Source organism: Mesorhizobium sp. Root102, assembly GCF_001425625.1.
Classification (GTDB): Bacteria; Pseudomonadota; Alphaproteobacteria; order Rhizobiales; family Rhizobiaceae; genus Mesorhizobium.
This window is the reverse complement of the sequence record NZ_LMCP01000003.1, coordinates 95,164-119,742: the sequence shown is the minus strand read 5'-3', so window position 1 is coordinate 119,742 and position 24,579 is coordinate 95,164. Positions and strand designations below refer to the sequence as shown.

Annotated in this window: 21 protein-coding genes; 16 read left to right on the top strand and 5 right to left on the bottom strand. The window is 63.0% G+C overall.

Annotation, left to right across the window (positions count from 1 at the left end; all coding sequences use genetic code 11):
• Window positions 1–8: 8 nt before the first annotated feature.
• Together ASD12_RS05165 and ASD12_RS05160 are read left to right on the top strand one after the other, a co-directional pair.
• On the top strand, window positions 9–1,190 hold the full coding sequence (locus ASD12_RS05165; RefSeq protein WP_056582561.1) for a serine hydrolase: 1,182 nt from the start codon (window positions 9–11) through the stop codon (window positions 1,188–1,190).
• 128 nt (window positions 1,191–1,318) lie between these two features.
• Window positions 1,319–3,637 (top strand): Tex family protein, encoded by a 2,319-nt coding sequence (locus tag ASD12_RS05160; RefSeq protein ID WP_056582559.1) that lies wholly within the window; start codon window positions 1,319–1,321, stop codon window positions 3,635–3,637.
• Here ASD12_RS05160 and ASD12_RS05155 read toward each other — a convergent pair whose 3' ends face one another.
• Complete coding sequence (locus ASD12_RS05155) at window positions 3,638–4,549, bottom strand: LysR family transcriptional regulator (protein WP_056582557.1); 912 nt, start codon at window positions 4,547–4,549, stop codon at window positions 3,638–3,640.
• Between the two features lie 150 nt (window positions 4,550–4,699).
• Here ASD12_RS05155 and ASD12_RS05150 point away from each other — a divergent pair, with 150 nt between their 5' ends.
• The 5 genes from ASD12_RS05150 to ASD12_RS33970 all read left to right on the top strand — a co-directional run bounded on the left by ASD12_RS05150 (window position 4,700) and on the right by ASD12_RS33970 (window position 13,123).
• Complete coding sequence (locus ASD12_RS05150; protein ID WP_056582555.1) at window positions 4,700–5,896, top strand: acyl-CoA dehydrogenase; 1,197 nt, start codon at window positions 4,700–4,702, stop codon at window positions 5,894–5,896.
• A 109-nt stretch (window positions 5,897–6,005) separates the two neighbouring features.
• Complete coding sequence (locus ASD12_RS05145; protein ID WP_056582553.1) at window positions 6,006–9,365, top strand: transglutaminase family protein; 3,360 nt, start codon at window positions 6,006–6,008, stop codon at window positions 9,363–9,365.
• 6 nt (window positions 9,366–9,371) lie between these two features.
• Window positions 9,372–11,783 carry a circularly permuted type 2 ATP-grasp protein gene (locus ASD12_RS05140; RefSeq protein ID WP_056582551.1) on the top strand — a complete coding sequence of 804 codons (2,412 nt, stop codon included), beginning with the start codon at window positions 9,372–9,374 and terminating at the stop codon, window positions 11,781–11,783.
• A gap of 3 nt (window positions 11,784–11,786) precedes the next feature.
• Window positions 11,787–12,671, top strand: a complete 885-nt coding sequence (locus ASD12_RS05135) for a transglutaminase family protein (protein ID WP_056582549.1) — start codon at window positions 11,787–11,789, stop codon at window positions 12,669–12,671.
• Window positions 12,672–12,841: 170 nt separating this feature from the next.
• Window positions 12,842–13,123 (top strand): hypothetical protein, encoded by a 282-nt coding sequence (locus ASD12_RS33970; RefSeq protein ID WP_156398538.1) that lies wholly within the window; start codon window positions 12,842–12,844, stop codon window positions 13,121–13,123.
• Here ASD12_RS33970 and ASD12_RS05130 read toward each other — a convergent pair.
• Window positions 13,110–13,712 (bottom strand): hypothetical protein, encoded by a 603-nt coding sequence (locus ASD12_RS05130; protein WP_082525257.1) that lies wholly within the window; start codon window positions 13,710–13,712, stop codon window positions 13,110–13,112. The two genes, ASD12_RS33970 and ASD12_RS05130, sit on opposite strands and share 14 nt — an antisense overlap.
• A 291-nt stretch (window positions 13,713–14,003) precedes the next feature.
• Here ASD12_RS05130 and ASD12_RS05125 point away from each other — a divergent pair, with 291 nt between their 5' ends.
• Together ASD12_RS05125 and ASD12_RS05120 are read left to right on the top strand one after the other, a co-directional pair.
• Window positions 14,004–14,810, top strand: a complete 807-nt coding sequence (locus ASD12_RS05125) for a hypothetical protein (protein WP_056582545.1) — start codon at window positions 14,004–14,006, stop codon at window positions 14,808–14,810.
• A 267-nt stretch (window positions 14,811–15,077) separates the two neighbouring features.
• Window positions 15,078–15,458, top strand: coding sequence for a hypothetical protein (locus ASD12_RS05120; RefSeq protein ID WP_156398537.1), 381 nt, complete (start codon window positions 15,078–15,080; stop codon window positions 15,456–15,458).
• Window positions 15,459–15,762: 304 nt separating this feature from the next.
• Here ASD12_RS05120 and ASD12_RS05115 read toward each other — a convergent pair whose 3' ends face one another.
• Entirely contained in the window at window positions 15,763–16,650 is an 888-nt protein-coding gene (locus ASD12_RS05115; protein ID WP_056582541.1) for an IS1595 family transposase, read from the bottom strand.
• A gap of 87 nt (window positions 16,651–16,737) precedes the next feature.
• On the opposite strand from ASD12_RS05115, the gene ASD12_RS35170 reads away from it, so the two are divergent.
• From ASD12_RS35170 to ASD12_RS05090, 6 genes are all read left to right on the top strand, one after another.
• Complete coding sequence (locus tag ASD12_RS35170) at window positions 16,738–17,295, top strand: glycosyltransferase family A protein (RefSeq protein ID WP_244482745.1); 558 nt, start codon at window positions 16,738–16,740, stop codon at window positions 17,293–17,295.
• Window positions 17,295–17,666: a hypothetical protein gene (locus ASD12_RS35165; RefSeq protein ID WP_244482744.1), complete on the top strand. Its 372-nt coding sequence runs from the start codon at window positions 17,295–17,297 to the stop codon at window positions 17,664–17,666. The genes ASD12_RS35170 and ASD12_RS35165 overlap by 1 nt, the downstream gene beginning before the upstream one ends.
• Window positions 17,667–17,777: 111 nt before the next feature.
• Window positions 17,778–18,884 (top strand): DNA topoisomerase IB, encoded by a 1,107-nt coding sequence (locus ASD12_RS05105; RefSeq protein ID WP_056582539.1) that lies wholly within the window; start codon window positions 17,778–17,780, stop codon window positions 18,882–18,884.
• 108 nt (window positions 18,885–18,992) lie between these two features.
• Entirely contained in the window at window positions 18,993–19,367 is a 375-nt protein-coding gene (locus ASD12_RS05100) for a YciI family protein (protein WP_056582537.1), read from the top strand.
• Entirely contained in the window at window positions 19,364–20,638 is a 1,275-nt protein-coding gene (locus ASD12_RS05095; protein ID WP_056582535.1) for an RNA polymerase sigma factor, read from the top strand. Before ASD12_RS05100 ends, ASD12_RS05095 begins: the two co-directional genes overlap by 4 nt.
• 185 nt (window positions 20,639–20,823) lie before the next feature.
• Complete coding sequence (locus tag ASD12_RS05090; protein WP_056582533.1) at window positions 20,824–22,338, top strand: aldehyde dehydrogenase family protein; 1,515 nt, start codon at window positions 20,824–20,826, stop codon at window positions 22,336–22,338.
• A gap of 291 nt (window positions 22,339–22,629) precedes the next feature.
• On the opposite strand, the gene ASD12_RS05085 is transcribed toward ASD12_RS05090, so the two are convergent.
• Entirely contained in the window at window positions 22,630–23,487 is an 858-nt protein-coding gene (locus tag ASD12_RS05085; protein WP_056582531.1) for a hypothetical protein, read from the bottom strand.
• A gap of 264 nt (window positions 23,488–23,751) precedes the next feature.
• Entirely contained in the window at window positions 23,752–24,126 is a 375-nt protein-coding gene (locus tag ASD12_RS05080; protein ID WP_082525265.1) for a hypothetical protein, read from the bottom strand.
• 250 nt (window positions 24,127–24,376) lie between these two features.
• Between ASD12_RS05080 and ASD12_RS05070 the strand changes: the two genes are divergently transcribed.
• On the top strand, window positions 24,377–24,559 hold the full coding sequence (locus ASD12_RS05070; protein WP_056582524.1) for a hypothetical protein: 183 nt from the start codon (window positions 24,377–24,379) through the stop codon (window positions 24,557–24,559).
• Window positions 24,560–24,579: the final 20 nt, after the last annotated feature.

The following is a 24,579-nucleotide window of genomic DNA, read 5'->3' as shown; positions in this document are numbered from 1 at the left end:
GAAACGCCATGACCGGCAAGACCGCGTTCGAGACCCGCTATGGCTTTCGCCGCAACGAGGTGCTGCTCGCCAACTGGCGCCAGAACCCGTTCAACCGGTGGTCGTTCCAGAATCTCGGCGAACTGGTGCCGACCGCCCGCGTGGCGGCGGCACCGGCTGGCGTCGAGGCGCCGGTTCGGGACATGAGCGGCCTGCTTGGCGAAAGGGTTTCGGTCGGCAGTGCGCCGGAGATGGTGGCTGAATTTCTCGCACGTTCGAGCACCGACGCGCTGACGGTGATGAAAGGCGGCAAGATCATCGGTGACTGGTTCGCGCCGCATATGGATTTCGGCGCCCGCCACATCATCTTTTCGATCAGCAAGTCGCTGACCGCCATTGTCGCCGGCATCTTGGAAGGCGAGGGGGTGTTCAACCCGGAATCTCCGGTGACGGCCTATGTTCCTGAAGCCGCCGGCTCGGCCTATGGCGATGCGAGCGTGCGGCATGTGCTCGACATGAGCGTCAGCCTTGATTTCGAGGAGGCCTATCTCGATCCCGAGAGCGCCTTCGCCCGCTATCGCCGCGCCACGCTGTGGAATCCGGGTGGCGGCACGGAGAGCCTGCGCGAATTCATTCTGACCTTGCAGCGTCTGGCCGAGCCGCACGGCCAGACCTTCCGCTACCGCTCGCCCAATTCCGACCTGCTCGGCCTGCTGCTCGAGCGCGCTTCCGGCCAGCGCTTCGCCGACCTGATGCGCGAGAAGCTGTGGCTGCCGCTCGGCGCCGTCAGCGAAGCCTCGATCGGCGTCGACATGGAAGGCACGGCCCGCACCGCCGGCGGCATTTCGGTGACGCCGCGCGATCTGGCGCGTGTCGGCGAGATGATGCGGCAAGGTGGCATGGCCAACGGCCGCCGCGTCGTGCCGGAGGCCTGGGTGCGCGATACCACTGCTACCGGCGGCAGTGCTGACGCCTGGCAGCGCGGCACGATGCTGCCGCTGTTTCCCAAGGGCCGTTACCGCAACAAATGGTACCAGACTGGACACGAGAGCGGCGCCTATTGCGGCATCGGCATCCATGGCCAGTGGCTGTATGTCGATCCCAGGACCGAAGTGGTGATCGCCAAGATGTCGTCGCAGCCCGAGCCGGTCGATGATCCGCTCGATGTCGAGATCGTCACCTTTTTCGAAGCGCTGAGCTGCATGGTCTAGACTGGGCCCGAGCCGCCACACTAGGCCACGCTTTCCTGTGGACCCGCCGGTCTGATCAAAGCGCGGCGGTTGGCGGACCGGACGTCTGCGCCTATGGTCGCCGCTCTTTGGATGAGAGCAGGAACGACATGGCATCCGACATCAAGCGCATTGCAGCCATCATCGCGGCCGAGATCAGCGCGCGGCCCGAACAGGCGGCCGCGGCGATCGAATTGCTCGACGAGGGCGCGACGGTGCCGTTCGTGGCGCGCTACCGGAAGGAAGTCACCGGCGGGCTTGACGACACGCAATTGCGTGACCTTGCCGAACGGCTTGCCTATCTGCGCGAGCTCGACGCGCGCCGCGACACCATCCTTGGCTCCATCCGCGAACAGGGCAAGCTGACCGCGGAGCTCGAGGGCAAGATCGTTGCCGCCACCACCAAGGCGGAGCTGGAAGACATTTACCTGCCCTACAAGCCCAAGCGCCGGACCAAGGCCGAGATCGCCAGGGAGCGCGGGCTGGGGCCGCTGGCAGAGGCCATTCTCGCGAACCGCGCTCTGGTGCCTGCCGAGCTGGCGCTGGCCTATGTCACCGAGGAGGTCGCCGATACCAAGGCAGCGCTCGAAGGCGCGCGCGACATCCTGTCGGAACAGTTCGCCGAGAATGCCGATCTGGTCGGCAAATTGCGGACCTACATGAAAGAACGCGCCTTCATGCGGGCCAGGGTGGTCGACGGCAAGCAGGAGGCCGGCGCGAAATTCTCCGATTATTTCGACCATGTCGAGCGCTGGGCAAACGTACCGAGTCATCGCGCGCTGGCGATGCTGCGCGGCCGCAACGAGGAGGTGCTGTCGCTCGACATCGAGGTCGATACCGACGACACCTCGCCGGTAAAGCCGGTCGAACGGATGATCGCCAACGCCTATGCCATCGGCGGCAGCCTGCCGGGAGACCGCTGGCTGATGGAGGTCGCCGGCTGGACCTGGCGGATAAAACTGTCGCTGCATCTGACGCTTGACCTGATGCGGGACATGCGCGAGCGGGCCGAGGAAGAGGCGATCCACGTCTTCGCCCGCAATCTGAAGGATCTGCTGCTGGCGGCTCCCGCCGGTTCGCGCGCCACGATGGGGCTCGACCCCGGCATCCGCACCGGCGTCAAGGTGGCGGTGGTCGATGGCACCGGCAAGGTGCTGACAACGACTACGGTCTATCCGTTTCCGCCCAGGAACGATGTGCGCGGTACCCAGGCGGAACTCGCCAAGCTCATCCGCCTGCACAAGGTCGAGCTGATCTCGATTGGCAACGGCACCGGCAGCCGCGAGACGGAGAAGCTTGTCGCCGACATGCTGTCCGACATGCCGGCGGACGGTGGTCCGAAGCCACTCAAGGTGATCGTCAGCGAGGCGGGCGCCTCGGTCTATTCGGCATCGGCGACGGCGGCGGCGGAATTCCCCGGCCTCGACGTGTCGCTGCGCGGCGCGGTGTCCATCGCCCGTCGGCTGCAGGATCCCTTGGCTGAGCTGGTCAAGATCGAACCCAAATCGATCGGCGTCGGCCAATACCAGCACGATGTCGACCAGTATCGGCTCGGCCGCTCGCTGGAAGCGGTGGTCGAGGATGCGGTCAATGCCGTCGGCGTCGATCTCAACACCGCCTCGGCGCCGCTTTTGGCGCGCGTTTCCGGTCTCGGCGCATCGCTGGCCGACGCGATTGTCGCGCATCGCGATGCTACCGGTCCCTTCGCCAGCCGGAAGGACTTGCTGAAGGTTCCCCGCCTCGGACCTCGCGCGTTCGAACAATCCGCCGGCTTCCTGCGCATCGCCAATGGCAGCGAGCCGCTCGATGCCTCGTCGGTGCATCCCGAAGCCTATGGCGTGGCGAAGAAGATCGTCGCCGCCTGCGGGCGTGATGTGCGCTCGCTGATGGGCGACAGCGCCGCGCTCAAGGCGCTCGATCCGCGCGTCTTCGTCGACGAACGTTTCGGCCTACCGACGGTGCGCGACATACTGGCGGAGCTGGAAAAGCCCGGCCGCGATCCGCGCCCCGGGTTCAAGACGGCGACCTTCGCCGACGGCATCGACGACATCAAGGATTTGAAGCCCGGCATGCTGCTCGAAGGCACCGTTACCAACGTCGCCGCCTTCGGCGCTTTCGTCGATATCGGTGTCCATCAGGACGGGTTGGTGCATGTCTCGCAGCTGGCCGACCGGTTCATCAAGGACGCGCATGAGGTGGTCAAGGCCGGCGACGTGGTCAAGGTGCGGGTCGTCGATGTCGACATCAAGCGCAAGCGCATCGCGCTCTCCATGCGCAAGGATAGCGGCGAGGGTGGCGCACCACGCGGCGGACCGCGCGACAATGGTGGCGGCACGCCGCGTTCGCCGGCGCCGCAGCGCCAGCCGGAGCGCCCAGCGCAGCAAGGTGCGTTCGGCGCGGCACTGGCGGATGCGCTGAAGCGGAAGTAGCTACCAAGCCAGAACAGCCGGTTCCTTCTCAACCTGGCCCAGCAGCCAGTCGCGGAAACTTGCCACCGGCGGATGGCCGCGCTTGTCGTGCGGGACGACGAGATAATAGGCGCTGCGGCTTTGCATGGGCTGGCCGGGCGCAAGTACAAGCTGGCCGCGCTGCAATTCGCCCGCGATGAGGATCAACGGCAACAGCGCCACGCCGAGCCCAGCTATACAGGCCTGGGCAGCGGTGCCGAACTGTTCGAACTGCATGCCGGGTCCCGTCGGTGCGCTCAGGCCCTGATGCTCGAACCATTCGGTCCAGGCGCCAGGGCGGGTCGCCATATGCAACAGGGGCAGGCGGCCGATGTCGGCCGGTGTGGCGATTGCGCGGCCGGCGAGGAATTCGGGCGACACGACCGGGGCCACCGTTTCGCGCACTAGCAGTGTCGAGTCGGCCTCCGGCCAGTCCGGCAGCCCATAGTGGATGGCGGCATCCAGCCGCTCACGGGCGAAGTCGAAGCGGCCAACGCGGGTGACGAAGTTGATGGTGATGTCAGGGTTGTTTTCGACGAAATCGGGGATCATCGGCATCAGCCAGCGCGTGCCGAAGGTCGGCAAAATGGCAAGGTTCAGGATGCCACTATGCCGATTGCTCATCAATCCAAGAGCTGCGTCACGCAACTGGCCAAGCGCTGAACGCACCGCCTCGGCGTAGATTTCGCCCGATGCCGACAGCCTGACATTGCGGCTATCGCGCTCGAACAGCCGGCGGCCAAACTGATCTTCCAGCAATCTGATCTGCCGGCTGACCGCGCCCTGGGTCAGATCGAGCTCCTGGGCGGCGGCGGTGAAACTGCCAAGCCGAGCCACCGCCTCGAAGGCGGCAAGGGCGCTGATGTTGGGCAAAAGGCGGCGCTGGACACTCATGATTCATTCCTAACGCTCATTGATCGGTGAAGCAATTTCGTTTGATTTTTTCGAGGCACAGGCCGATAAGCCGGGCCAAGATTTTGCTTGATGCCTGTCATCCCAAGCCGCTGAATATTTTTGGGGACATGCATGGTTTGGGAGAACGTCATGGCCGCCGACAAGAATGCATTCGTCTGGGAAGACCCGTTCCTGATCGAGGACCAGCTTTCGGAAGACGAGCGCATGGTGCGTGACGGCGCGGCGGCCTTCGCCGCCGACAAGCTGGCGCCCCGGATCGAGGACGCCTATCTCAACGAGACCTTCGACACCGCGATCTTCCGCGAAATGGGCGAGGCCGGCCTGCTCGGCATCAATATCCCCGAGGAATTCGGCGGGCTTGGCGCCAATTATGTGACCTACGGGCTGGTGGCGCGTGAAGTGGAGCGCGTCGATTCCGGCTATCGCTCGATGATGTCAGTGCAGTCGTCGCTGGTGATGTATCCGATCTATGCCTATGGCTCGGACGAACAGCGCAAGAAGTATCTGCCCAAGCTTGCCAGCGGCGAGTGGATCGGCTGTTTCGGCCTGACCGAGCCGGATGCCGGCTCCGACCCGGGCGGCATGAAGACGCGCGCCGAGAAGACCGCCAACGGCTACAGGCTCTCCGGCTCGAAGATGTGGATTTCCAATTCGCCGGTCGCCGATGTGTTCGTCGTCTGGGCGAAGTTGAAGGGCGAGAACGGCAAGGACGAGATCCGCGGTTTCGTGCTGGAAAAGGGCATGAAGGGGCTTTCGGCGCCGAAGATCGGCGGTAAGCTGTCGCTGCGGGCGTCGATCACCGGTGAAGTGGTGATGGAAGGCGTCGAGGTTGGCGAGGACGCGCTGCTACCCAATGTTTCCGGGCTGAAAGGCCCGTTCGGCTGCCTCAATCGGGCCCGCTTCGGCATTTCCTGGGGCTCGATGGGTGCCGCGGAAGATTGCTGGCACCGCGCCCGCCAGTACGGCCTTGATCGCAAGCAGTTCGGCAAGCCGCTGGCCGGCACGCAGCTCTACCAGAAGAAGCTCGCCGACATGCAGACCGAGATCGCGCTGGGGTTGCAGGCTAGCCTGCGTGTCGGGCGGTTGCTGGATGAAGGCAAGATGGCGCCGGAAATGATCTCGATCGTCAAGCGCAACAATTGCGGCAAGGCGCTGGATATCGCTCGCCAAGCCCGCGACATGCATGGCGGCAACGGCATCCAGATCGGCTATCACGTCATGCGCCACGCGCAGAACCTGGAGACCGTGAACACCTATGAGGGCACGCACGACGTGCACGCGTTGATCCTGGGACGAGCGCAGACCGGGATACAGGCGTTCTTTTAAGGCGGAGCGGTAGCTGCTTAAATTAGGTGCACCGCAACATCTCTGCTTGGAGAATGGTCGCCAGATGTGTCAGGGTTCGGCGGATTGAAACGCCGACTTCCGGGGCACCATGGCAATTCTGGCAGCCGTCTATCACCTGACCCACTACAAATACGATCGGCCTGTGGTTCTCGGGCCCCAGATCATCAGGCTGCAGCCGGCACCGCATTCGCGCACCAAGGTGCTCAGCCATTCGCTCAAGGTCGAGCCGGCGAACCACTTCGTCAATCTGCAGCAGGATCCCTACGGCAATTTCCTTGCCCGTTTCGTCTTTCCCGAACCGGTGACCGAGTTGAAGATCGAGGTCGACCTCGTCGCCGACATGACGGTCTACAATCCGTTCGATTTCTTCGTCGAGCCATCGGCCGAGACGTTTCCGTTCGAGTACCCGGAAGAGATACGCGATGATCTGACGATCTACCGGACGCCCGAGCCGGCCGGGCCGCTGCTGTCGGCCTTCCTGAAAACCATCGACACCAGCCCGAAGAACACCGTCAATTTCCTCGTCGACCTCAATGCCCGGCTGCAACGTGAGATCGCCTATATCGTGCGCATGGAAACCGGCGTGTTCTCGCCGGAGGAAACGCTGGCCGCCGCCAAGGGATCGTGCCGGGATTCAAGCTGGCTGCTGGTGCAGACCCTGCGCAATCTCGGCATCGCCGCGCGCTTCGTTTCCGGCTACCTGATCCAGCTCAAGCCGGATCTCGTCGCGCTCGACGGCCCGCCGGGAACCGCGGTCGACTTCACCGATCTGCATGCATGGTGCGAGGTCTATCTTCCCGGTGCCGGCTGGATAGGCTTCGATCCGACCTCGGGCCTGCTCACCGGCGAAAGCCATGTGCCGCTCGCCGCCACGCCGCATTTCCGCAACGCAGCACCGATTTCCGGCATGGCGAGCTTCGCCAATGTCGAGTTCGGTTTCGAGATGCGGGTAGACCGCATCGCCGAGCATCCGCGCATCACCAAGCCATTCTCCGATGAAAGCTGGCAAGCGCTCGATGCGCTGGGCAACAAGGTGGATGCAGCACTCGCGGCCGGCGATGTGCGGCTGACCATGGGCGGCGAGCCGACCTTCGTGTCGATCGACGATTTCGAGTCGGCCGAGTGGAACACCGCTGCCGTCGGCCCGACCAAGCGCGAGAAGGCCGATGCCCTGATCCGGAAGCTGCGCCAGCGTTTTGCGCCCGGCGGCTTTCTCCATTACGGCCAGGGCAAATGGTATCCGGGCGAAAGCCTGCCGCGCTGGACCTTTTCGCTCTACTGGCGGGCCGATGGCCAGCCGGTGTGGAGCGATCCGTCGCTGATCGCGCGCGAAAAGAGTGAGGCCGATATCGGGCCGAAGCAGGCCGAAAGCCTGCTCACCGCGATCGCCGGCGAACTTGGCATCGACAAGGCCATGGTCAGCGAAGCCTATGAGGATCCGGCCGAATGGCTGCTTAAGGAAGGCAAGCTGCCGGACAATGTCGATCCCTCCAACTCCAAGCTGGAGGATCCGGAAGAACGCAGCCGCATGGCGAAGGTGTTCGAACGCGGGCTGACCAAACCGTCCGGCTACGTGCTTCCCGTTCAGCGCTGGAACAGCCAGGCGTCGGGACCACGCTGGCGCTCGGAAATATGGAAGACGCGGCGTGGCCGGCTGTTCCTCGTGCCGGGCGATTCACCGGTCGGCTATCGCCTGCCGCTGGGTACATTGCCCTATGTGCCGCCGGAGCAATTCCCCTACATCGTGCCGGTCGATCCGTCACTGCCACGCGGCCCGCTGCCTGCGCGTGAAGCCATACTGGCCGAGCCGGCGCCGGCCGAACTGGAAGGCGCCGATGAGATGGCGCGCCGTCAGCAGGCGGTGTCCTTCACGGCGGCGACCGGCCAGCAGGACCGGGTCGAGCAAGAGATCACCGAGATCGGCGGCGCTGTGCGCACCGCACTCTCGGTCGAGCCGCGCGACGGGCGGCTGTGCGTTTTCATGCCGCCGGTCGAGGCTCTGGAAGATTATTTGGAATTGGTCGCGGCGGCCGAGAACGCGGCAAAGGCGATCGGTCTTCCCGTGCACATCGAGGGCTATGGCCCACCGCATGATCCGCGCCTCAACGTTATCCGCGTGGCGCCCGATCCCGGCGTCATCGAGGTCAACATCCATCCGGCGACCAACTGGCAGGATTGCGTGGCGACGACGACGGCGATCTACGAGGAGGCGCGGCAGACGCGGCTTGGCGCCGACAAGTTCATGATCGACGGCCGCCACACCGGCACTGGCGGCGGCAACCATGTCGTGGTCGGCGGCGCGACGCCCAATGACAGCCCGTTCCTGCGCCGGCCGGACCTTTTGAAGAGCCTGGTGCTGCAATGGCAGCGGCGTCCCTCGCTATCCTACCTGTTCTCGGGCCTGTTCATCGGCCCGACCAGCCAGGCGCCGCGCTTCGACGAGGCGCGTCACGACTCGCTCTACGAACTCGAGATCGCGATGGCGCAGGTGCCGCATCCGGACCAGGGCGCGGCTCCCTTGCCGTGGCTGGTCGACCGGCTGTTCCGCAATTTGTTGACCGACGTCACCGGGAATACGCACCGTTCGGAAATCTGCATCGACAAGCTGTTCTCGCCGGACGGACCGACCGGCCGGCTGGGGCTGGTCGAGTTCCGCGGCTTCGAAATGCCGCCCAATGCGCGTATGAGCCTCGCGCAGCAACTGCTTGTTAGGGCGATCATTGCCCGCGCGTGGAAGAGCCCGCTCGACGGGCGCTTCGTGCGCTGGGGCACGTCGCTGCATGACCGCTTCATGCTGCCGCACTATGTATGGGCCGATTTTCTCGACGTGCTCGACGACCTCAAGCTCAACGGATTCGAATTCAGGCCCGAATGGTTCGACGCACAGCTCGAATTCCGCTTCCCGTTCTGCGGCGAGGTTCAGCACGCCGGCATCAAGCTGGAACTGCGGCAGGCGCTCGAACCCTGGCATGTCATGGGCGAGCAGGGCGCGATCGGCGGCACCGTGCGCTTCGTCGATTCCTCGGTCGAACGGCTGCAGGTCAAGACCGAAGGTCTCAATCCGGAACGCCATGCGGTGGTCTGCAACGGCCGTATCGTGCCGATGAAGGTCACGGACAACAGAGAGGTCGCGGTGGCGGGCGTGCGCTTCAAGGCCTGGCAGCCGGCATCGGGCCTGCATCCGGCATTGCCGGTCAACACACCGCTGGTGTTCGATATCTATGACCGCTGGTCGGGCCGGGCGGTCGGCGGCTGCGTCTACCATGTCGCCCACCCTGGCGGCCGCAACTACGACACCTTCCCGGTCAATGGCAACGAGGCGGAGGCCCGGCGGCTCGCCCGCTTCGAGCCGCGCGGTCATACGCCATCCGCCTATGTACTGCGTGAGGAACAACCGGCGGAAGATTTCCCTATGACCCTTGACCTTCGGCGGCCGGCAAGACTCTGATCAGCGATGGCAAAGGGGAATCACAAGAGGGTACGCGGCAAGCCGCAGATACACAGCCTGCTGGAGCACTACCAGCCGATCGACGGCGTCGTCGACGAGATGGTCGATGCGTCAGGCAATCCCCGCCCGGTCTGGAGGCACTTCATCGAAGCGCTCGACGAGTTGGGGCCTGAAAAGCTCGGCCAGCGTTTCGCCCGCGCCGACCAATATCTGCGTGATGCCGGCGTCTACTACCGCGTCTACGACAAGGCTGGCGCCAATGAGCGCGAATGGCCGCTGGCGCATGTCCCGGTTCTCATCGAGGAGAGCGAGTGGGCTGCGATCAGCGCCGGCCTCGTGCAACGCGCCGAGCTGTTCGAGGAAACCATTGCCGATATCTACGGGCCCAACCGGCTGGTCGAAAAAGGTATCCTGCCGGCGGGACTGATCGCGGCCAGTCCGGAATATTTGCGGCCAGTCGTTGGCACCAGGCCGGCCGGTGGCCATTTCCTGCATTTCTGCGCCTTCGAGCTCGGCCGCGGGCCTGATGGCCAGTGGTGGGTGCTGGGCGATCGCACCCAGGCGCCGTCCGGCGCCGGCTTTGCGCTGGAAAACCGCGTCGCCACCACACGCGCGCTGTCCGACATCTATGGCGAGATGCATGTGCATCGCCTTGCGGGCTTTTTCCGCCGTTTTCGCGATGCGCTGATCGGCATGGCCAAGGAAACCGACGGCCGCGCCGCCATCCTGACGCCGGGGCCGCTCAACGAAACCTATTACGAACACGCCTATATCGCCCGGTATCTCGGCATCATGCTGCTCGAAGGCGAGGATTTGACCGTTTCAGGCGGCCGGCTCATGGTTCGCACGGTTTCCGGCCTGATGCCGATCAGCGTGTTGTGGCGGCGGCTCGATGCCGCCTTCGCCGACCCGCTCGAACTGCGCGCGGATTCGCAGATCGGCACGCCGGGCCTGGTCGAGGCGATCCGCCATGGCGCGGTTGCGACGGTCAATGCGCTGGGCTCCGGTCTGATGGAGACGCGCGCGCTGCTCGCCTTCCTGCCGAAGATTTCGCGTGCCTTGCGGGGCGAGGAATTGCTGCTGCCAAGTGTCGCGACATGGTGGTGTGGGCAAGCAACCGAACGCGCGCATGTGCTGGCCAATATCGATCGCATGGTTATCGGGCCGGCGCTGTCGACGAGACTTGCCTTCGAGGATGACGAACAGACGAAGCTCGGCTCGGCGCTGTCCGCCGGCGAGCGGGCGAAGCTGGTGGCGCGCATCGAACGCTATGGCGGTGACTTCGTCGGCCAGGAAGCAGTGACGCTTTCGACGACGCCCGTCTATGTCGGCGGCTGGCTGGAGCCGCGGCCGGCGAGCCTGCGCGTCTATCTGGCGCGCACGCCGGACGGCTGGACGGTGATGCCGGGCGGTTTTGCCCGCGTCGGCCTGTCGCTCGACCCGACGGCGATCGCGATGCAGCGTGGCGGCCAGGCAGCGGATGTCTGGGTTGTCAGCGACAAACCGGTAGAGCGCGAGACGCTGTTGCCGCAAGAAGGCGACAGCTTTGCCCGCACTAGGCCTGGTAGCCTGCCCAGCCGCGCGGCGGAGAACCTGACCTGGCTCGGCCGTTACATCGAGCGGTCGGAAGACACGGTGCGCATCCTGCGCGCCTATCATGTGCGGCTGGCCGAGACCTCCGACCCGGACATGCCGCTGCTCGCCGACATCAGGGATTATCTCGAACCGTTCGGTGTCGACGTCGAGGCGGCGATCCCGTCGGGGCTGATCGGCACGCTCGACAGCGCGGTCTACAGCGCCGGGCAGATCCGCGACCGCTTCTCGCCCGATGGCTGGCTGGCCCTGAAGGACCTGTCGAAGACCATCCATCAGTTTGCAACGACGGTGGCGCCCGGCGACGACGCGACCCGGGCGATGACGGTCATCCTGCGCAAGCTCGCCGGCTTTTCCGGCTTGCTGCACGAGAACATGTACCGCTTCGCCGGCTGGCGTTTCCTCGAGATCGGCCGCCGGCTGGAGCGCGGCATCCAGATCGCCCGCACCCTGTCGCGGCTGACCAGCGCCAAGGCGCCGGACGGCGCGCTCGACATGATGCTGGAGATCGGCGACAGCGTGATGACCCACCGCCGGCAATATCCGGTGCAGGCCGGCCGGCACACGGTGATCGACCTGCTGGCGCTCGATCCGCTCAATCCGCGCTCCATCCTGTTCCAGCTCGAAAGGCTGAAGGCCGAGATCGGCCTGTTGCCGTTGGTCGGCGGCGAGGGGCACATGTCGCCGGCGGCGAAAGAGATCCTGCAGCTCAACACCCAGATCGCCATCAAGGAGCCTTCGGACATGACGGCAAAGGCGCTGGACGAGCTCGCCTACGAAATCGGCGGCCTCTACAACAGCCTCGCCAAAGCCTATTTTGGATAAAGCATGCTTTACGACATCAGGCTTCATCTCCACTACGACTATGCCGCGGCGGCCGGCGGCGGCCGCCATCAGATCCACGTGCTGCCGTCGACGATTTCCGGCGTGCAGCGCGTCATCGCCGCATCTCTGTCCTTTGCACCGGCGCCCAACGAGCGCTCCGACTTCTCAGATTTCTTCGGCAACAACGTCACCTCGATCGCCTTTCGCGATGCGCATGACGCGCTCGACATAAGGATGAGCGCACGCATATCGGTGTCGCGGCCCGAGCCCGGGCTCGACGTGTCGCCCGATATCGGCCGGCTCAGGCAGGAACTAGCCGCGGTGCGGTCGCTGGCGCCTGACGCACCGCACCATTTTCTGACGGCCAGCACTCACGCCGGTATCGATGCTGCGATCACCACCTACGCACGGGACAGCATCGCCGGCTCCGCCGCCGGCACGGCCATGAACCTGTGCAATCGGATCCATCGCGATTTTACCTATGACGGCGAAGCGACCACGGTGCGAACCCGAGCTAGCGATGCCTTCAAGCTGAAGCGCGGCGTCTGCCAGGACTTTTCGCACATCATGATCGCCGGCCTGCGCGGTCTGGGCATTCCGGCGGGTTATGTCAGCGGATTCCTGCGCACCATCCCGCCTAAGGGCAAACCCCGGCTGGAAGGCGCCGATGCCATGCATGCCTGGGTCAAGGTCTGGTGCGGGCGCGATGCCGGCTGGCAGGAATTCGATCCGACCAACGGCATGCGGGCCAGTAACGACCATATCACCGTCGGTTACGGCCGTGATTATTCGGACGTGGCGCCGATCGTCGGCGTGCTCAAGACAACGGGGGGACAGGTCGGCGAGCAAGCTGTCGACGTCATTCCAGTCGTGCTCGAAAAGACCTGAAAGCATCCGCTGCAATTGCTGGCAGACAAGACTCTCAAACAACGACGTGATCGCTAATCTGCATTCATTTCAAGGTGGACGAAAATTGTAGGGAATTATCCCCTTGAGATACGTACTTGCCTGAACCGCAGTTCCGAGTCATTCTCCCCCACCTAACGGGAGGGGAAGAAATGGCAAAGAAACCGGGAAGAGTGGGCGAAGCAGATATTGGGCCGGATGTGCTGGCAGTCGTAGATGCGCAGCCCGGTCGTCAGATCACCACTACAAGGTTGATTTCAGAGTTGCGGAAGCGCATTCCGCTAAACGCCGACGACGAAGAACAGCTAGACGGTCGAAATGACGATCGTTTTTCTCAGATAGTTCGAAACATCAAATCTCACAAAAAGCAGCCCGGCAATCTAATCCATGACGGGCATTTGATTGCTATCCCTAGGGGCTTTAAACGACCTTAGAGAACTGTGCCTTGTAACCCGGCCTGAACCACTTCAATTCTGTTTGGGCCGGGGCGCCTTTGTCCCAGACGAACCAGGCATATGCTGTCGTGCCGGATCCTGCTTGCACGGCCCCGGCTGGGTAGAACGTGATCCGCTCGCTGAACACCCAGACGCGAGCCGGCGGGCACTCTGCGAAGATCGTATTGGCGCGGTTTGCACCCTCTAGGAAGGCAAGCCTGAGAAGCAATGCAAACTTGTTCCGCGCCAGCTTCACGCCAGATCGTACGAAGCTCTCAGCGCTGTTGTACGGCGGATTGGTCACGATGTTGTCTGCCGGCGTCGTGGCCGTGTTGAAGTCAATACCAGCCGTGCCGAAGCCCCGGTCAAAGAGGTCCGAACTCCGGACAGGGTTGCCGCGGCTTTCCAGCACGCGAGACATTGCGCCGTCGCCGCAGGCGCTCTCCCATATCTCGCCGACGAATTTCTCGTTTTCCATAAGGGCGTGTGTCGCCCATGCTGGTGTCGGGAAGTAGTCCGGGCCAGCCAAATCGGCGAACCGCTTCATGGTCGGCTTAAAGCCGCCGTTGAGATTATAGGTCGCGTCCAAGGCGATTCGCCCTCCGTTAAGGCAAAACCATAACAGAATCATATGGTTAAGGAAGCTTTAACGGCATGCGACCAATTGACTCAGACTCTTGGCGGAATTGATGTACGCGTCCCCATTTCCGGCAAGCCTTGACAGCTACGGCCATGTTCCGGTGATGTTCTGGGGATAGATGCAGAATTCTCATAAAAATCCAGACTAGGGATGGACTCGCCGCTGAAGCGAGAGTATTGGAGTCGCCGCGCGTCCTGATCCGGGACGTGGTTTGTCCCTTTCGGGGATACGGAGGCGGCGATGGCCGATGAAGCGAACAAGCCTGCACAGTCCGTTCCGCCCAAGCAGGCGGACCGTCAGTCCCGTGAGCAATCCACAATTCAGTTCCCCTACGGCGATCTAAATGACGCCGCAGCTGTCGCTAACGCGCTGATCGCAGCAGGCGGCCATCCCGCCGATATCGACCAACTCGCAGGCTTTATGAAGCAGCAGCCGAACAGCGGAAACTTTCGCCTTAAGATCGCGACGGCGCGCATGTTCGGCGTCATCGAAACTGTAGCGAACAAGTATACGCTGACAGACCTTGGCTTCGCGATAGTTGATGAAGCCCGAAAGAAGCCAGCCCTCGCAGACGCCTTTCTGAACGTGCCTCTCTACCGGAGGGTTTACGACGATTATCGGAACAAGCAACTTCCGCCGCGGCCTTTGGCCCTTGAGCGCGCCTTCGTCGGGTACGGCGTAGCCCCGAAGCAGGCAGACAGGGCGCGTCACGCATTCGACCGGAATGGCCGCATTGCCGGGTACTTTGAGCATGGTAACGACAGACTAATCCGCCCCGTGGTCGGGAGCTTCAACGCCACGCCGCCGTCTGAGGGCGATGCGCCGGAGCCACTTACGGCAGATCAGCATCCGCTGGCCCTAAAACGTAAGAACGGCGACGGTGGCGACGGATACCACCCCTTCATTCAAGGCTTGCTCAAGGAACTTCCCGAGCCCGGAACCGAGTTCAGGATGCAGATGCGCGTGAAGTGGCTGAGGTTAGCAGCGAGTGCCTTCGACATGATCTACGAGGGCGGCGAGGGAGAAATCCACATCGGGGAGGCATGAAAGAGGGACGTGTTCAGGCCGAACACGTCGCTCTTCTCAAGATAGGATCGAGTGTGTCACGTCTTAGCTTGCCGGCGGTCGTGACACAGAACACAAGCTAGGAAGCGGTAAGGGCCGCGAAGCCTATGGTGTTATTGGACTGACTAAAGCCCCGCCGGTTAACGTGGCGTAGCCACGGTGCCCCGGCGGGCACCTTTATACCAACAAATCATTTGTATGCCAATGAAGAATGTCGGGCGCCGCTGGGCAGCCCGCAAGGATGCCCCTATGCCGCATTCGGTATTCATTCTGCAGGTCATTACGAAGTATGACATCGAGGACACGCCGCGCTTGACCCGCGAGGTGCTGTCATTCGTCAAGCGATGGTGCAAGCCTGGTATGCACGCAAAGCGCAACATCGCCTATGTGATTGTGACAGACGAGACACTGCACGACCTTGCCTCGCGGCTCTGGAACGATTTGATCCGATTGCAGGAGCTAGGCAGCGTCGAGAGGTTTTTCATCCAGCCGGCGCCGGACGAAGTCATAAGCGATCACGGTAGCGTCGACGCGCTCATGCATTGGATGCGGGCTGGACGGGTAGAAGCTTGGGAGAGGAACAAGGCGCAGGACGTGCGACATCGAAAGCGCTGGCATCGCCGGGTATGAGACCCGGTATATCGTCTCCAGCGCCGCGCAATCGGTCAAGTGTTTGTCGAACGATCTGGAGTGCGGCAAGCGGCGCAGAAGCCTCACCAGACGCAGGGCTACGGACATCAAACCCTCCCGAAGTTCGCGCTTATATAGGTTACGTGCTATCATCGCAGGATGGCAACTGTAAAAGGACACATGATGTTAACCTTATCGGAGGCGCAGAAGACGGGCCGCTTGGCCGACTTCGTCCGCCAGCAAGAAGAGGCTGGTGTTGGTCCGGTGAGGGAGGCCGACTTCTTGTCGGCAGCAGCCAAAGTCATCAAACACGAGCCACAATCAGATCGAACATCGCGTTCTGCATCTGGCGATGGTTCGACCGAAAAGTGAACTCGTCCAGATAGCGGTGCATGTGCTTTGACGACACGTGAATGTGCGTCGAGCGAACCGACCGCTTGAACAGAACCCAAAAACTTTCGACATGGTTTGTCGAATAGGTTTCCCCATCCCGCCAATCGTAGTGCGACCAATCCTTTTGCGAGTGCGTCACGGTGCCGTGCTTGTAGCCGTCGCCTTCCAATAAACCGTAAGACATGAGTTCGTCGGTCGAGACGGCAGATCCGGGCTTGACGTTGCGAAGCGTCACGTCACGAAGCGTAGCCTTCTTTACGTCCGGGATCACCACGGCGCGCATGTCGCCGCCACGTTCCTTCATGCCCATGACGATGGTCTTGCCGGCGGCGCCGCGACCGCGTGTGCCAGGACGATAGCCGCCCACATAGGCCTCATCCATTTCGACGTGGCCTTGCAGCATGTCAAAGTTCTGAAGTGAGCCGATAAGCTCGCGGATTTTCATGCCCATGCGGTAGGCGGTCTTGTAGGTCACGCCAAGCTGGCGCTGGAGTTCTTTACCGGAAACGCCGTGGCGCGTCGTGACGAACAGATAGATGGCATAGAACCACGATTGCAGCGGCGTACGGGTATCTTCGAACACGGTGCCGGCAGTCGGATGAACATGATCACCGCACTGCGAGCAAGCGAACGCACGGACCTTGGAAAGGCGATGGAACGTGGCAACGTTCAGGCACTTCCGGCACGGATGCTTCATGCCGAAGCGGACTTCCATGATGTGGTTCAGGCAGGCATCGTCGTCCGGAAACCGGGCGAAGAAGTCGCGAACCGAAAACAGTGGGGATTTGCTCTTGCTCATGCCCTCAATATAGGGCAATCACCGTACGTACGTCAAGGGGATAATTCCCAAATTGTATCCTCAAGCGCGAGGCGCGGGGTTTTGTAATTGAGAGCGATCAGTGTCGTCATTCCTGCTTGCAACGCGGCGGCGACCATCACGGCAACGCTTCGCAGCGAGGCCGACATCATCGGCGAGATACTGCTGGTCGACGATGCATCGACAGACGGCACGGCGGCCGTGGCGCGGCAGGCCGCGGCGGAACGGTCGTTGCCGTTGCGCGTGCTGCCGGCCAGTTGCCGCGATGCCGGCGGTGCTCGCAATGTGGCGCTGGCGGAGGCGGTCCATCTCTGGATATACCCGATCGACGCCGACGACCTGCACCTGCAAGGCGGATTGCGCTTGCTGCTCCGGCAGGTGGAGGAGCAGCCTAAAGCCGATATGATCGTAAGCGCCTACCGGCGAAGGGTGAACGGCCAGGATCGACAGATCAAGGTGCCAAACGGCTATCGGGCCGTGTGCTTGGCAAATGCTTCGGCCTATGCGAAAGGCGACATACATTCGGTCGCCGTGGGCAGCGTTCTGGAATCCCGATCCCTGATCGGCGAGACGAGATTCCCGGTCGGATTGGCCTATGACATGATACGCTGTTCTGGGCGCGGCTGATGAGCAAGGCATCGCTGGCCATGGTTTCGCAACCCGTCATGGTCTGCGAGGTTTCGCCGGAACGTTCCGGCGACCGCTTTGCGATCAATCCGGTAAGGCGCTTCCTGGATTGGCGCCGACAATTGCGCACGCTTACCGACTGTAACATCCTGATCTCGGCGCTCAAGGCCAGGGAAGGGCTTGTCGCCCTCAAGATCTCCCGGGTCCACTATGCGCGCGGCGATCTGGACACCGCGGCACGCTTCCTGGCGGTGGCCGCGGCAGCCCCAAAGCGGCGCTCGGAAGCCTGGCGCTGTCTGCGCTACAAGTTCCAGCTCGCAGCGCGGCGGCGTTTGTCCGCGTCGTTGATCCAGCTACAGGGCGCTCTGTAGGTGCGCCAGTTCCGCCGGGACCGACACTATATCGTCGCACAGGCTTTTCGGACGCGAGTGGAACCAGCAATCGGCCAGTAGCTTATCTACGGATATTTGCGTGGAGCTGACATGCTGCAAAAATCCGGATTGTCGCCCAGCCGCTCGGCTGAGGAAGATGCTGGGCCGAAAAGTAGCGAGCCGAAGAACGGGGTGCAAAGCTCGGCCGATCATGCGTCGCTTACCTATGTCAGCGATGCCGAGCCCGGTATTCGGCGACTGAAGACAGGCAAGGGGTTTTCCTACAAGGGGCCGGACGGGCGGGTGGTTCCGGACCCTATCAGGGCGCGCATCGATGCGATCGTCATTCCGCCGGCCTGGACGGATGTGTGGATTTCGCCCGAAGCCGACGGCCACATCCAGGCAACGGGTAGGGACGAGCGCGGACGCAAGCAATACCGCTACCATCCCCAATGGGCCGAAGAACGCGACAGCGCCAAATATTCGAGCCTTGTCGCCTTCGCCGAAAGCCTGCCGAACCTGCGGCGCAGGATCGACAGCGATCTGCGCCGTCGTGGCCTGCCGCTCGAGCGTGTCGTCGCCACGGTCGTCTGGCTGCTCGACAACACGATGATCCGGGTCGGCAATGCCGCCTACGCCCGCGAAAACAAGAGTTTCGGGCTGACCACATTGCGCGACCGCCACGTCGATATCGTCGGCTCAAGCCTTCGGTTTGCCTTCAAGGGCAAGTCCGGCAAGGAGTGGAAGCTGAAGCTGATCGACCGCCGCATCGCTGGAATCGTGCGTGGCGCGCAGGACCTGCCTGGCCAGAAGCTTTTCCAGTATCTCGCTGAGGACGGCGGCAGGCGGCCGGTCCGTTCCGAGGACGTCAACCGCTATATCCGCGAGGCCTTAGGGGATGCATTCAGTTCGAAGCATTTCCGCACATGGGGCGGCACCATCCATGCAGCCTCGCTGTTTGCACAGACGGAATTGCCGCAAAGCCAGGCGCAGCAAAAGCGGGTGATGAACAGCGTCATCGACAAGGTTGCCGAGCGGCTGGGCAACACGCGCGCCGTCTGCCGCAAATGCTACATCCATCCGCAGGTCTTCGACGCCTGGTCAGAGGGGCGATTGCTGGACGAAATGGCTCAGGCCAACAAGCGCAAGCGCGCGATCGATGGTCTCGATGACGAGGAAGTTCTCGTGCTGCGATGGCTGAAGATGCGCGAAAGCTGACTAGCGACCACCGGCCGCCGTCAAATCCACGGCATCGGGATTTTTTTATCGACGTCGTGTCGGGATCGGTCTTACTGTTTCGTCCTTTGACAGAGAAAAGGACCAGCCATGCTCTACGCAATCCTCTGCTATGCTTCCGAAGACGTCGTCTGCTCCTGGAGCAAGGCTCAGGACGACGAGGTCATGGCTAATCTCCTCGACGTCCAGGACAAGTATGCCAAGGCCGGCCGGCTTGGCCCGGTGGCGCGGCTTTTACCGACCACGGCGGCGACGACGCTGAGAAAAGTCAAGGGCGAATCGGTTGTCATCGACGGGCCGTTTGCCGAAACCAAGGAACAGTTCCTCGGTTTCTACACGCTCGAATGCGCCGATCTCGATGAGGCCGTGGAGTTCGCTCGCGAGCTTTCCGAGGTCAATCCGAGTGGCGGCTCCTATGAGATTCGGCCGGTCTCCGTCTTCAACCCCACCAAGGTTTCCGCATGACCGAACTCGCCTGGATCAGCTCGGCGATCAGCGCCGCCCGTCCGCAGGCGATGGGCGCGCTGCTGCGCTATTTCCGCGATCTCGATACGGCGGAGGAAGCTTTCCAGGATGCGTGCCTCAGGGCCATCAAGAACTGGCCGCAGAACGGGCCTCCGCGTGACCCCGCGGCCTGGCTGATCTTTGTCGGCCGCAACAGCGGCATCGATGCGGTGCGCAAGCGCGCCAAGCAGGCGCCGATGCCGGAGGAAGACCAGATTTCCGACCTGGAGGACGCCGAGAGCGATATCGCCGAGCGGCTGGACGGGGCGCATTACCGCGATGACATTCTGCGGCTGTTGTTCATCTGCTGCCATCCCGATCTGCCGGCAACGCAGCAGATCGCGGTGGCGCTGCGCATTGTCTCGGGCCTCACCGTCAAGCAGATCGCGCGCGCCTTCCTGGTCGGCGAAAGCGCCATGGAGCAGCGCATCACCCGCGCCAAGGCGCGCATCGCGGACGCCGGCGTGCCGTTCGAGACCCCAGGCGCCGTCGAGCGGTCGGAACGGCTCGCCGCTGTCGCCGCCATGGTCTACCTGATCTTCAACGAGGGCTATTCGACCAACAGCGGCGAGGCACCGGCTCGCGCGCCGCTGTGCGAGGAGGCGATCCGGCTGGCACGGCTGTTGCTGCGGCTGTTCCAGACCGAGCCGGAGATCATGGGGCTGGCGGCACTGCTGCTTCTGCAGCATGCGCGGGCACCGGCTCGTTTTGACGAGAGCGGCGAGATCGTACTGCTCGAGGATCAGGATCGCGGCCTGTGGAGCCGCAAGATGATCGATGAGGGGCTGGCGCTTGTCGACAAGGCGCTGCGCCATCGCAAGCCCGGCCCCTATCAGGTGCAAGCGGCTATTGCCGCGCTGCATGCGCGGGCCGAAAAGGCCGAGGACACCGACTGGAACGAGATCGACCTGCTCTACCGCTTGCTCGAGCAGATGCAGCCATCACCGGTGGTCACGCTCAACCGGGCCGTCGCGGTCTCCAAGGTGCGTGGTCCGGCAGAGGCGCTCGCCATGATCGAGCCGCTGGAGGACCGGCTCTCCGGCTATTTCCACTTCTTCGGCCTCAAGGGTGGCCTTTTGATGCAGCTTGACCGGGGCGAGGAGGCGCGTGTCGCCTTCGACCGTGCCATTGCGCTGGCAAACACAGCGGCGGAAGCGGCCCATATCCGCATGCATATCGATCGGCTGATGAAGGACGGTGCCGTGCGCCCGCCGGCGAAAAAGGCAAACTGAGCGCCGTCTGCCCATCTGGCTTAATCGTGTCAGCCGACCTTGGACCATACCGGGGTGGCGATTCTTCCCTGAAACGAGTAATGCCACGCCATGACTGTGCCTGAAGTACCTTTCGGTACGCGGGCGACACGGCGAAGGCTTGACCCAGCGCCATATGATGGCGACGGGATCTGAAAGGGACAAAAATGACGATAGCGAAGGAAACAACCGAGCTTCTGGCGAAACTGGGTGTGGCCAAGGAGACGCTTGTCGGCGGCGACCTGATCGTGCGCAGCCCGGTGACGGGCGAACAGATCGCGGCGCTAAAGACGATCTCGCCGGCCGAGACGGCAAAGACCATCGATGCCGCGCACACGGCGTTCCAGGCGTGGCGGATGGTGCCGGGTCCGCGGCGCGGCGAGCTGGTACGGCTGCTGGGCGAGGAGCTGCGCACGCACAAGGCCGAGCTAGGGCGGCTGGTGTCGATCGAGGTCGGCAAGATCCCGTCCGAGGGCCTCGGCGAAGTCCAGGAGATGATCGACATCTGCGATTTCGCCGTCGGTCTCTCCCGGCAATTGTACGGCCTGACCATCGCCACCGAGCGCCCGGGCCATCGGATGATGGAAACCTGGCATCCGCTTGGCGTCGTCGGCGTCATTTCGGCCTTCAACTTCCCGGTCGCGGTGTGGTCGTGGAACACGGCCCTGGCGCTGGTCTGCGGCGACGCGGTGGTGTGGAAGCCGTCGGAGAAGACGCCGCTGACGGCGCTCGCCTGCGAGGCCATCTTCAAGCGTGCGGTCAAGCGTTTCGGCGCGGACGCACCGCAAGGCTTGGCGCCGGTGCTGATCGGCGACCGCGCCGTCGGCGAGATCCTGGTCGATCACCCGAAGGTGGCGCTGGTTTCGGCCACCGGATCGACCCGCATGGGCAGGGATGTCGGCCCGCGGCTGGCCAAGCGCTTTGCCCGTGCCGTGCTGGAACTTGGCGGCAACAATGCCGGTATCGTCTGCCCGACCGCCGATCTCGACATGGCGCTGCGCGCGATTGCCTTTGGAGCGATGGGCACGGCCGGCCAGCGCTGCACGACGCTGCGCCGCCTGTTCGTCCATGACAGCGTCTATGATACGTTGGTTCCGCGTCTCAAGAAGGCTTACGAAAGCGTATCGGTCGGCAATCCGCTCGAGACCGCTTCGCTGGTCGGCCCGCTGATCGACAAGGCGGCCTTCGACAATATGCAGAAGGCGCTGAAGGAAGCCACCGCCCATGGCGGCAAGCTGACCGGCGGCAAGCGGGTCGAGAATGGTCATCCGGATGCCTATTATGTGCATCCGGCGTTGGTCGAAATGCCGAAGCAGGTGGCTCCGGTCACGGAAGAGACCTTCGCGCCGATCCTCTATGTGATGAAATATTCGGATTTCGACGCCGTGCTCGACGAGCACAATGCGGTCGGTGCCGGCCTGTCGTCGTCGATCTTCACCCGCGACCTGCAGGAATCCGAGCGCTTCCTCGGCGTCGACGGGTCGGACTGCGGCATTGCCAATGTCAACATCGGCACCTCGGGCGCCGAGATCGGCGGCGCCTTTGGCGGCGAAAAGGAAACCGGCGGCGGCCGCGAGAGCGGCTCCGATGCGTGGAAGGCTTATATGCGCCGCGCCACCAACACGGTGAACTATTCCAAGGCGCTGCCGCTCGCCCAGGGCGTTTCGTTCGATATCGACTGAGAACGCCGGAGGTCTGATCGCCCGGCGGAAACCATTCCACGTTGTCGCATCTCCCGCGCGGGATGCGACAACGCCGGCAGCAGTCAATCGCCGGCACCGGCCGGCGGCAGGCACGTCTCGAAGGCGGCATCGATGATAGCCAACTCGACGGCTTGGGCGGGCAAGCACTCTCCACGCTTCGATTCAGCCTCGCGGCTGCGACGACGCAACCGCATTTTCAGCCTTTGGCTACTGTGTCCGGACGCAGGGGCGGCGATTTTCTTGCGCAGATGCAATCTCCCCGGCCCAATTTCAGCCAGTCGGCGGAAAACAGGCGTCGAAGGCGGCATCGACAATGGCCAGCTTGGCGGCCTGGACGGTCATGTACTCCTGGTAGAAGGTGCTCGACACCCACATCACCGAATGGCCGCGCTGGCCGAGCCAGCCGATGCTGCCGAGTTCCTCGGCGGCGCGCAGCTTGCGGGCAAGGTGGGTCCGCGAGAGCTTCAGCCATTTGGCGAAATCTCCGATCGAAACCACGCTGGTCGGAATCCGGTCCAGGCCGGCATGATCGGGGTCGATGCCCGACATCAGCCAGTCCATGACGATGCCGCCATTGTTGAGCCAGATGAACAGGGAGAAGGTCTGGTTGGGCTCGCGCACCGGCTTGGAGGCAAGCAGGCCGTCCGCCACCAGAGGCTGCAGCCTGGCAACCATCTGGGGCCGCTCCAGGAACCTGGCCAGCCTGTCGCCACCGTCGAGATGATCCAGCGTCTGCAGATGGGCAAGGACCCAACCGGTAAAAGTCTGCACGGTGGCCGCTGTCGGCTGCAAGGGGTGCGTACGGCCGTCCCCGCCCGACACATACTCAGCAATGTGGTAGTGCAGCATCTCCTTGATGAAAGCGTCCGCCGTGTTGCGGCTGGCCACAGCGTGCTGGTGCACGAACTCGATGAAACGCGATACCGTCAGTTCCTTGCGGCGGTCGTTCGGGTCGCGCCTGAAATGCATGGCAAGGCCGACATGGCCCATCAGCCAACGCTGCTGCGTGGCGAAAATGGAAGCCAGCCGAGGGCTCTCTTCATAGATCCGGATCAGCGCCAGGGACTGTGCCTGAACATAGCGATGCAGCGCCGGATGGCCGGCAATGTCTTCCAGATTCAGCGCCATCCTCCTCATGTTCCGATTCAACTCCAAACACGGAGTTGCGTCCACATTTTTCAGCCTTCCACAGCTGTGTCCAGAGGGTACCAAAGTTGGAGAAGAGGCCCTGTCGGATAGCGGCCAGTCCATGACGCAGCGTGCTAACTGATTGCTATGACCAGAGCATAGGAGACGCCGCGTCGGTCCAGCAGATGTTTGCCTTCTCTATCTCCCATCGGAAAAGCCGGCGCCCCCGAAAATCGCTGGAGGCGCGATCATTGTCTGCCTGCGTCAGCCGTTGGGATAATAGCCGCCATCGGCGCCGTCGCCGATGTAGAAGCCGCCGCCTGAATCGTCTTTCAGTCGCTGATCCAGGTTCTCGATCTGGCTGAGCAAACCTTGGTATGCGCCACCGCCCGTGGCCGACCGATGGATGCTGTCGGCCCTCATCATCAGATCGTGCTCCTGCTCAGGGGTGATCGTCTTGGCATCCCTTGCCTCGACAATCCCCTGTTTCACGCCCTGCAACTGGTCGAGGACCGCTCTTGCCTCGACAGACATGGCCTGCGGTTTGACCCTGTGGCGGTGTGCCGCGTATGCACTCGATAACGGCACCGCCGCCAGTAGCGATGCGATTGTTATGATCCTCGTTGTGAAATTGCGCATGGTCGCGCCTCCCTTCAACGGGAAAACCGGTATGGATATCGCTTTCCGGACACGGGCAATCCGCTCCGTCGTGTCGCGGTGATCCTGTCATCGCCGGCGGTTCGTGGCCCGCAACATCCATATAGGGGCGTTCGAATCCCTGGGATGGTGGCATTGAACGAAAAGTTGACAGATTGTGATCGCTGAGAGAGTTGGCAATTCTCAAGCTTGAGGGTCGCGGTCTGGACCATGGCCTGCGGCAACTGGCTACATGCGCATCAGCAGGCTGCCGTCGATCGAGGCGTTCGCCACATCCGATTTCTGCGCCGATGCCTTCGGCGAGGCCTTCCGCGACAATTATGCCGGGAGCCGGCGAGCCGAGCAGGCGGCATTCGACGCCTGGCAGGCGTCGAACATCACCGACTTCGAGTGGCAGCGCTATTTCGTCAACTGATCACGCCCAAATGAAGCCAG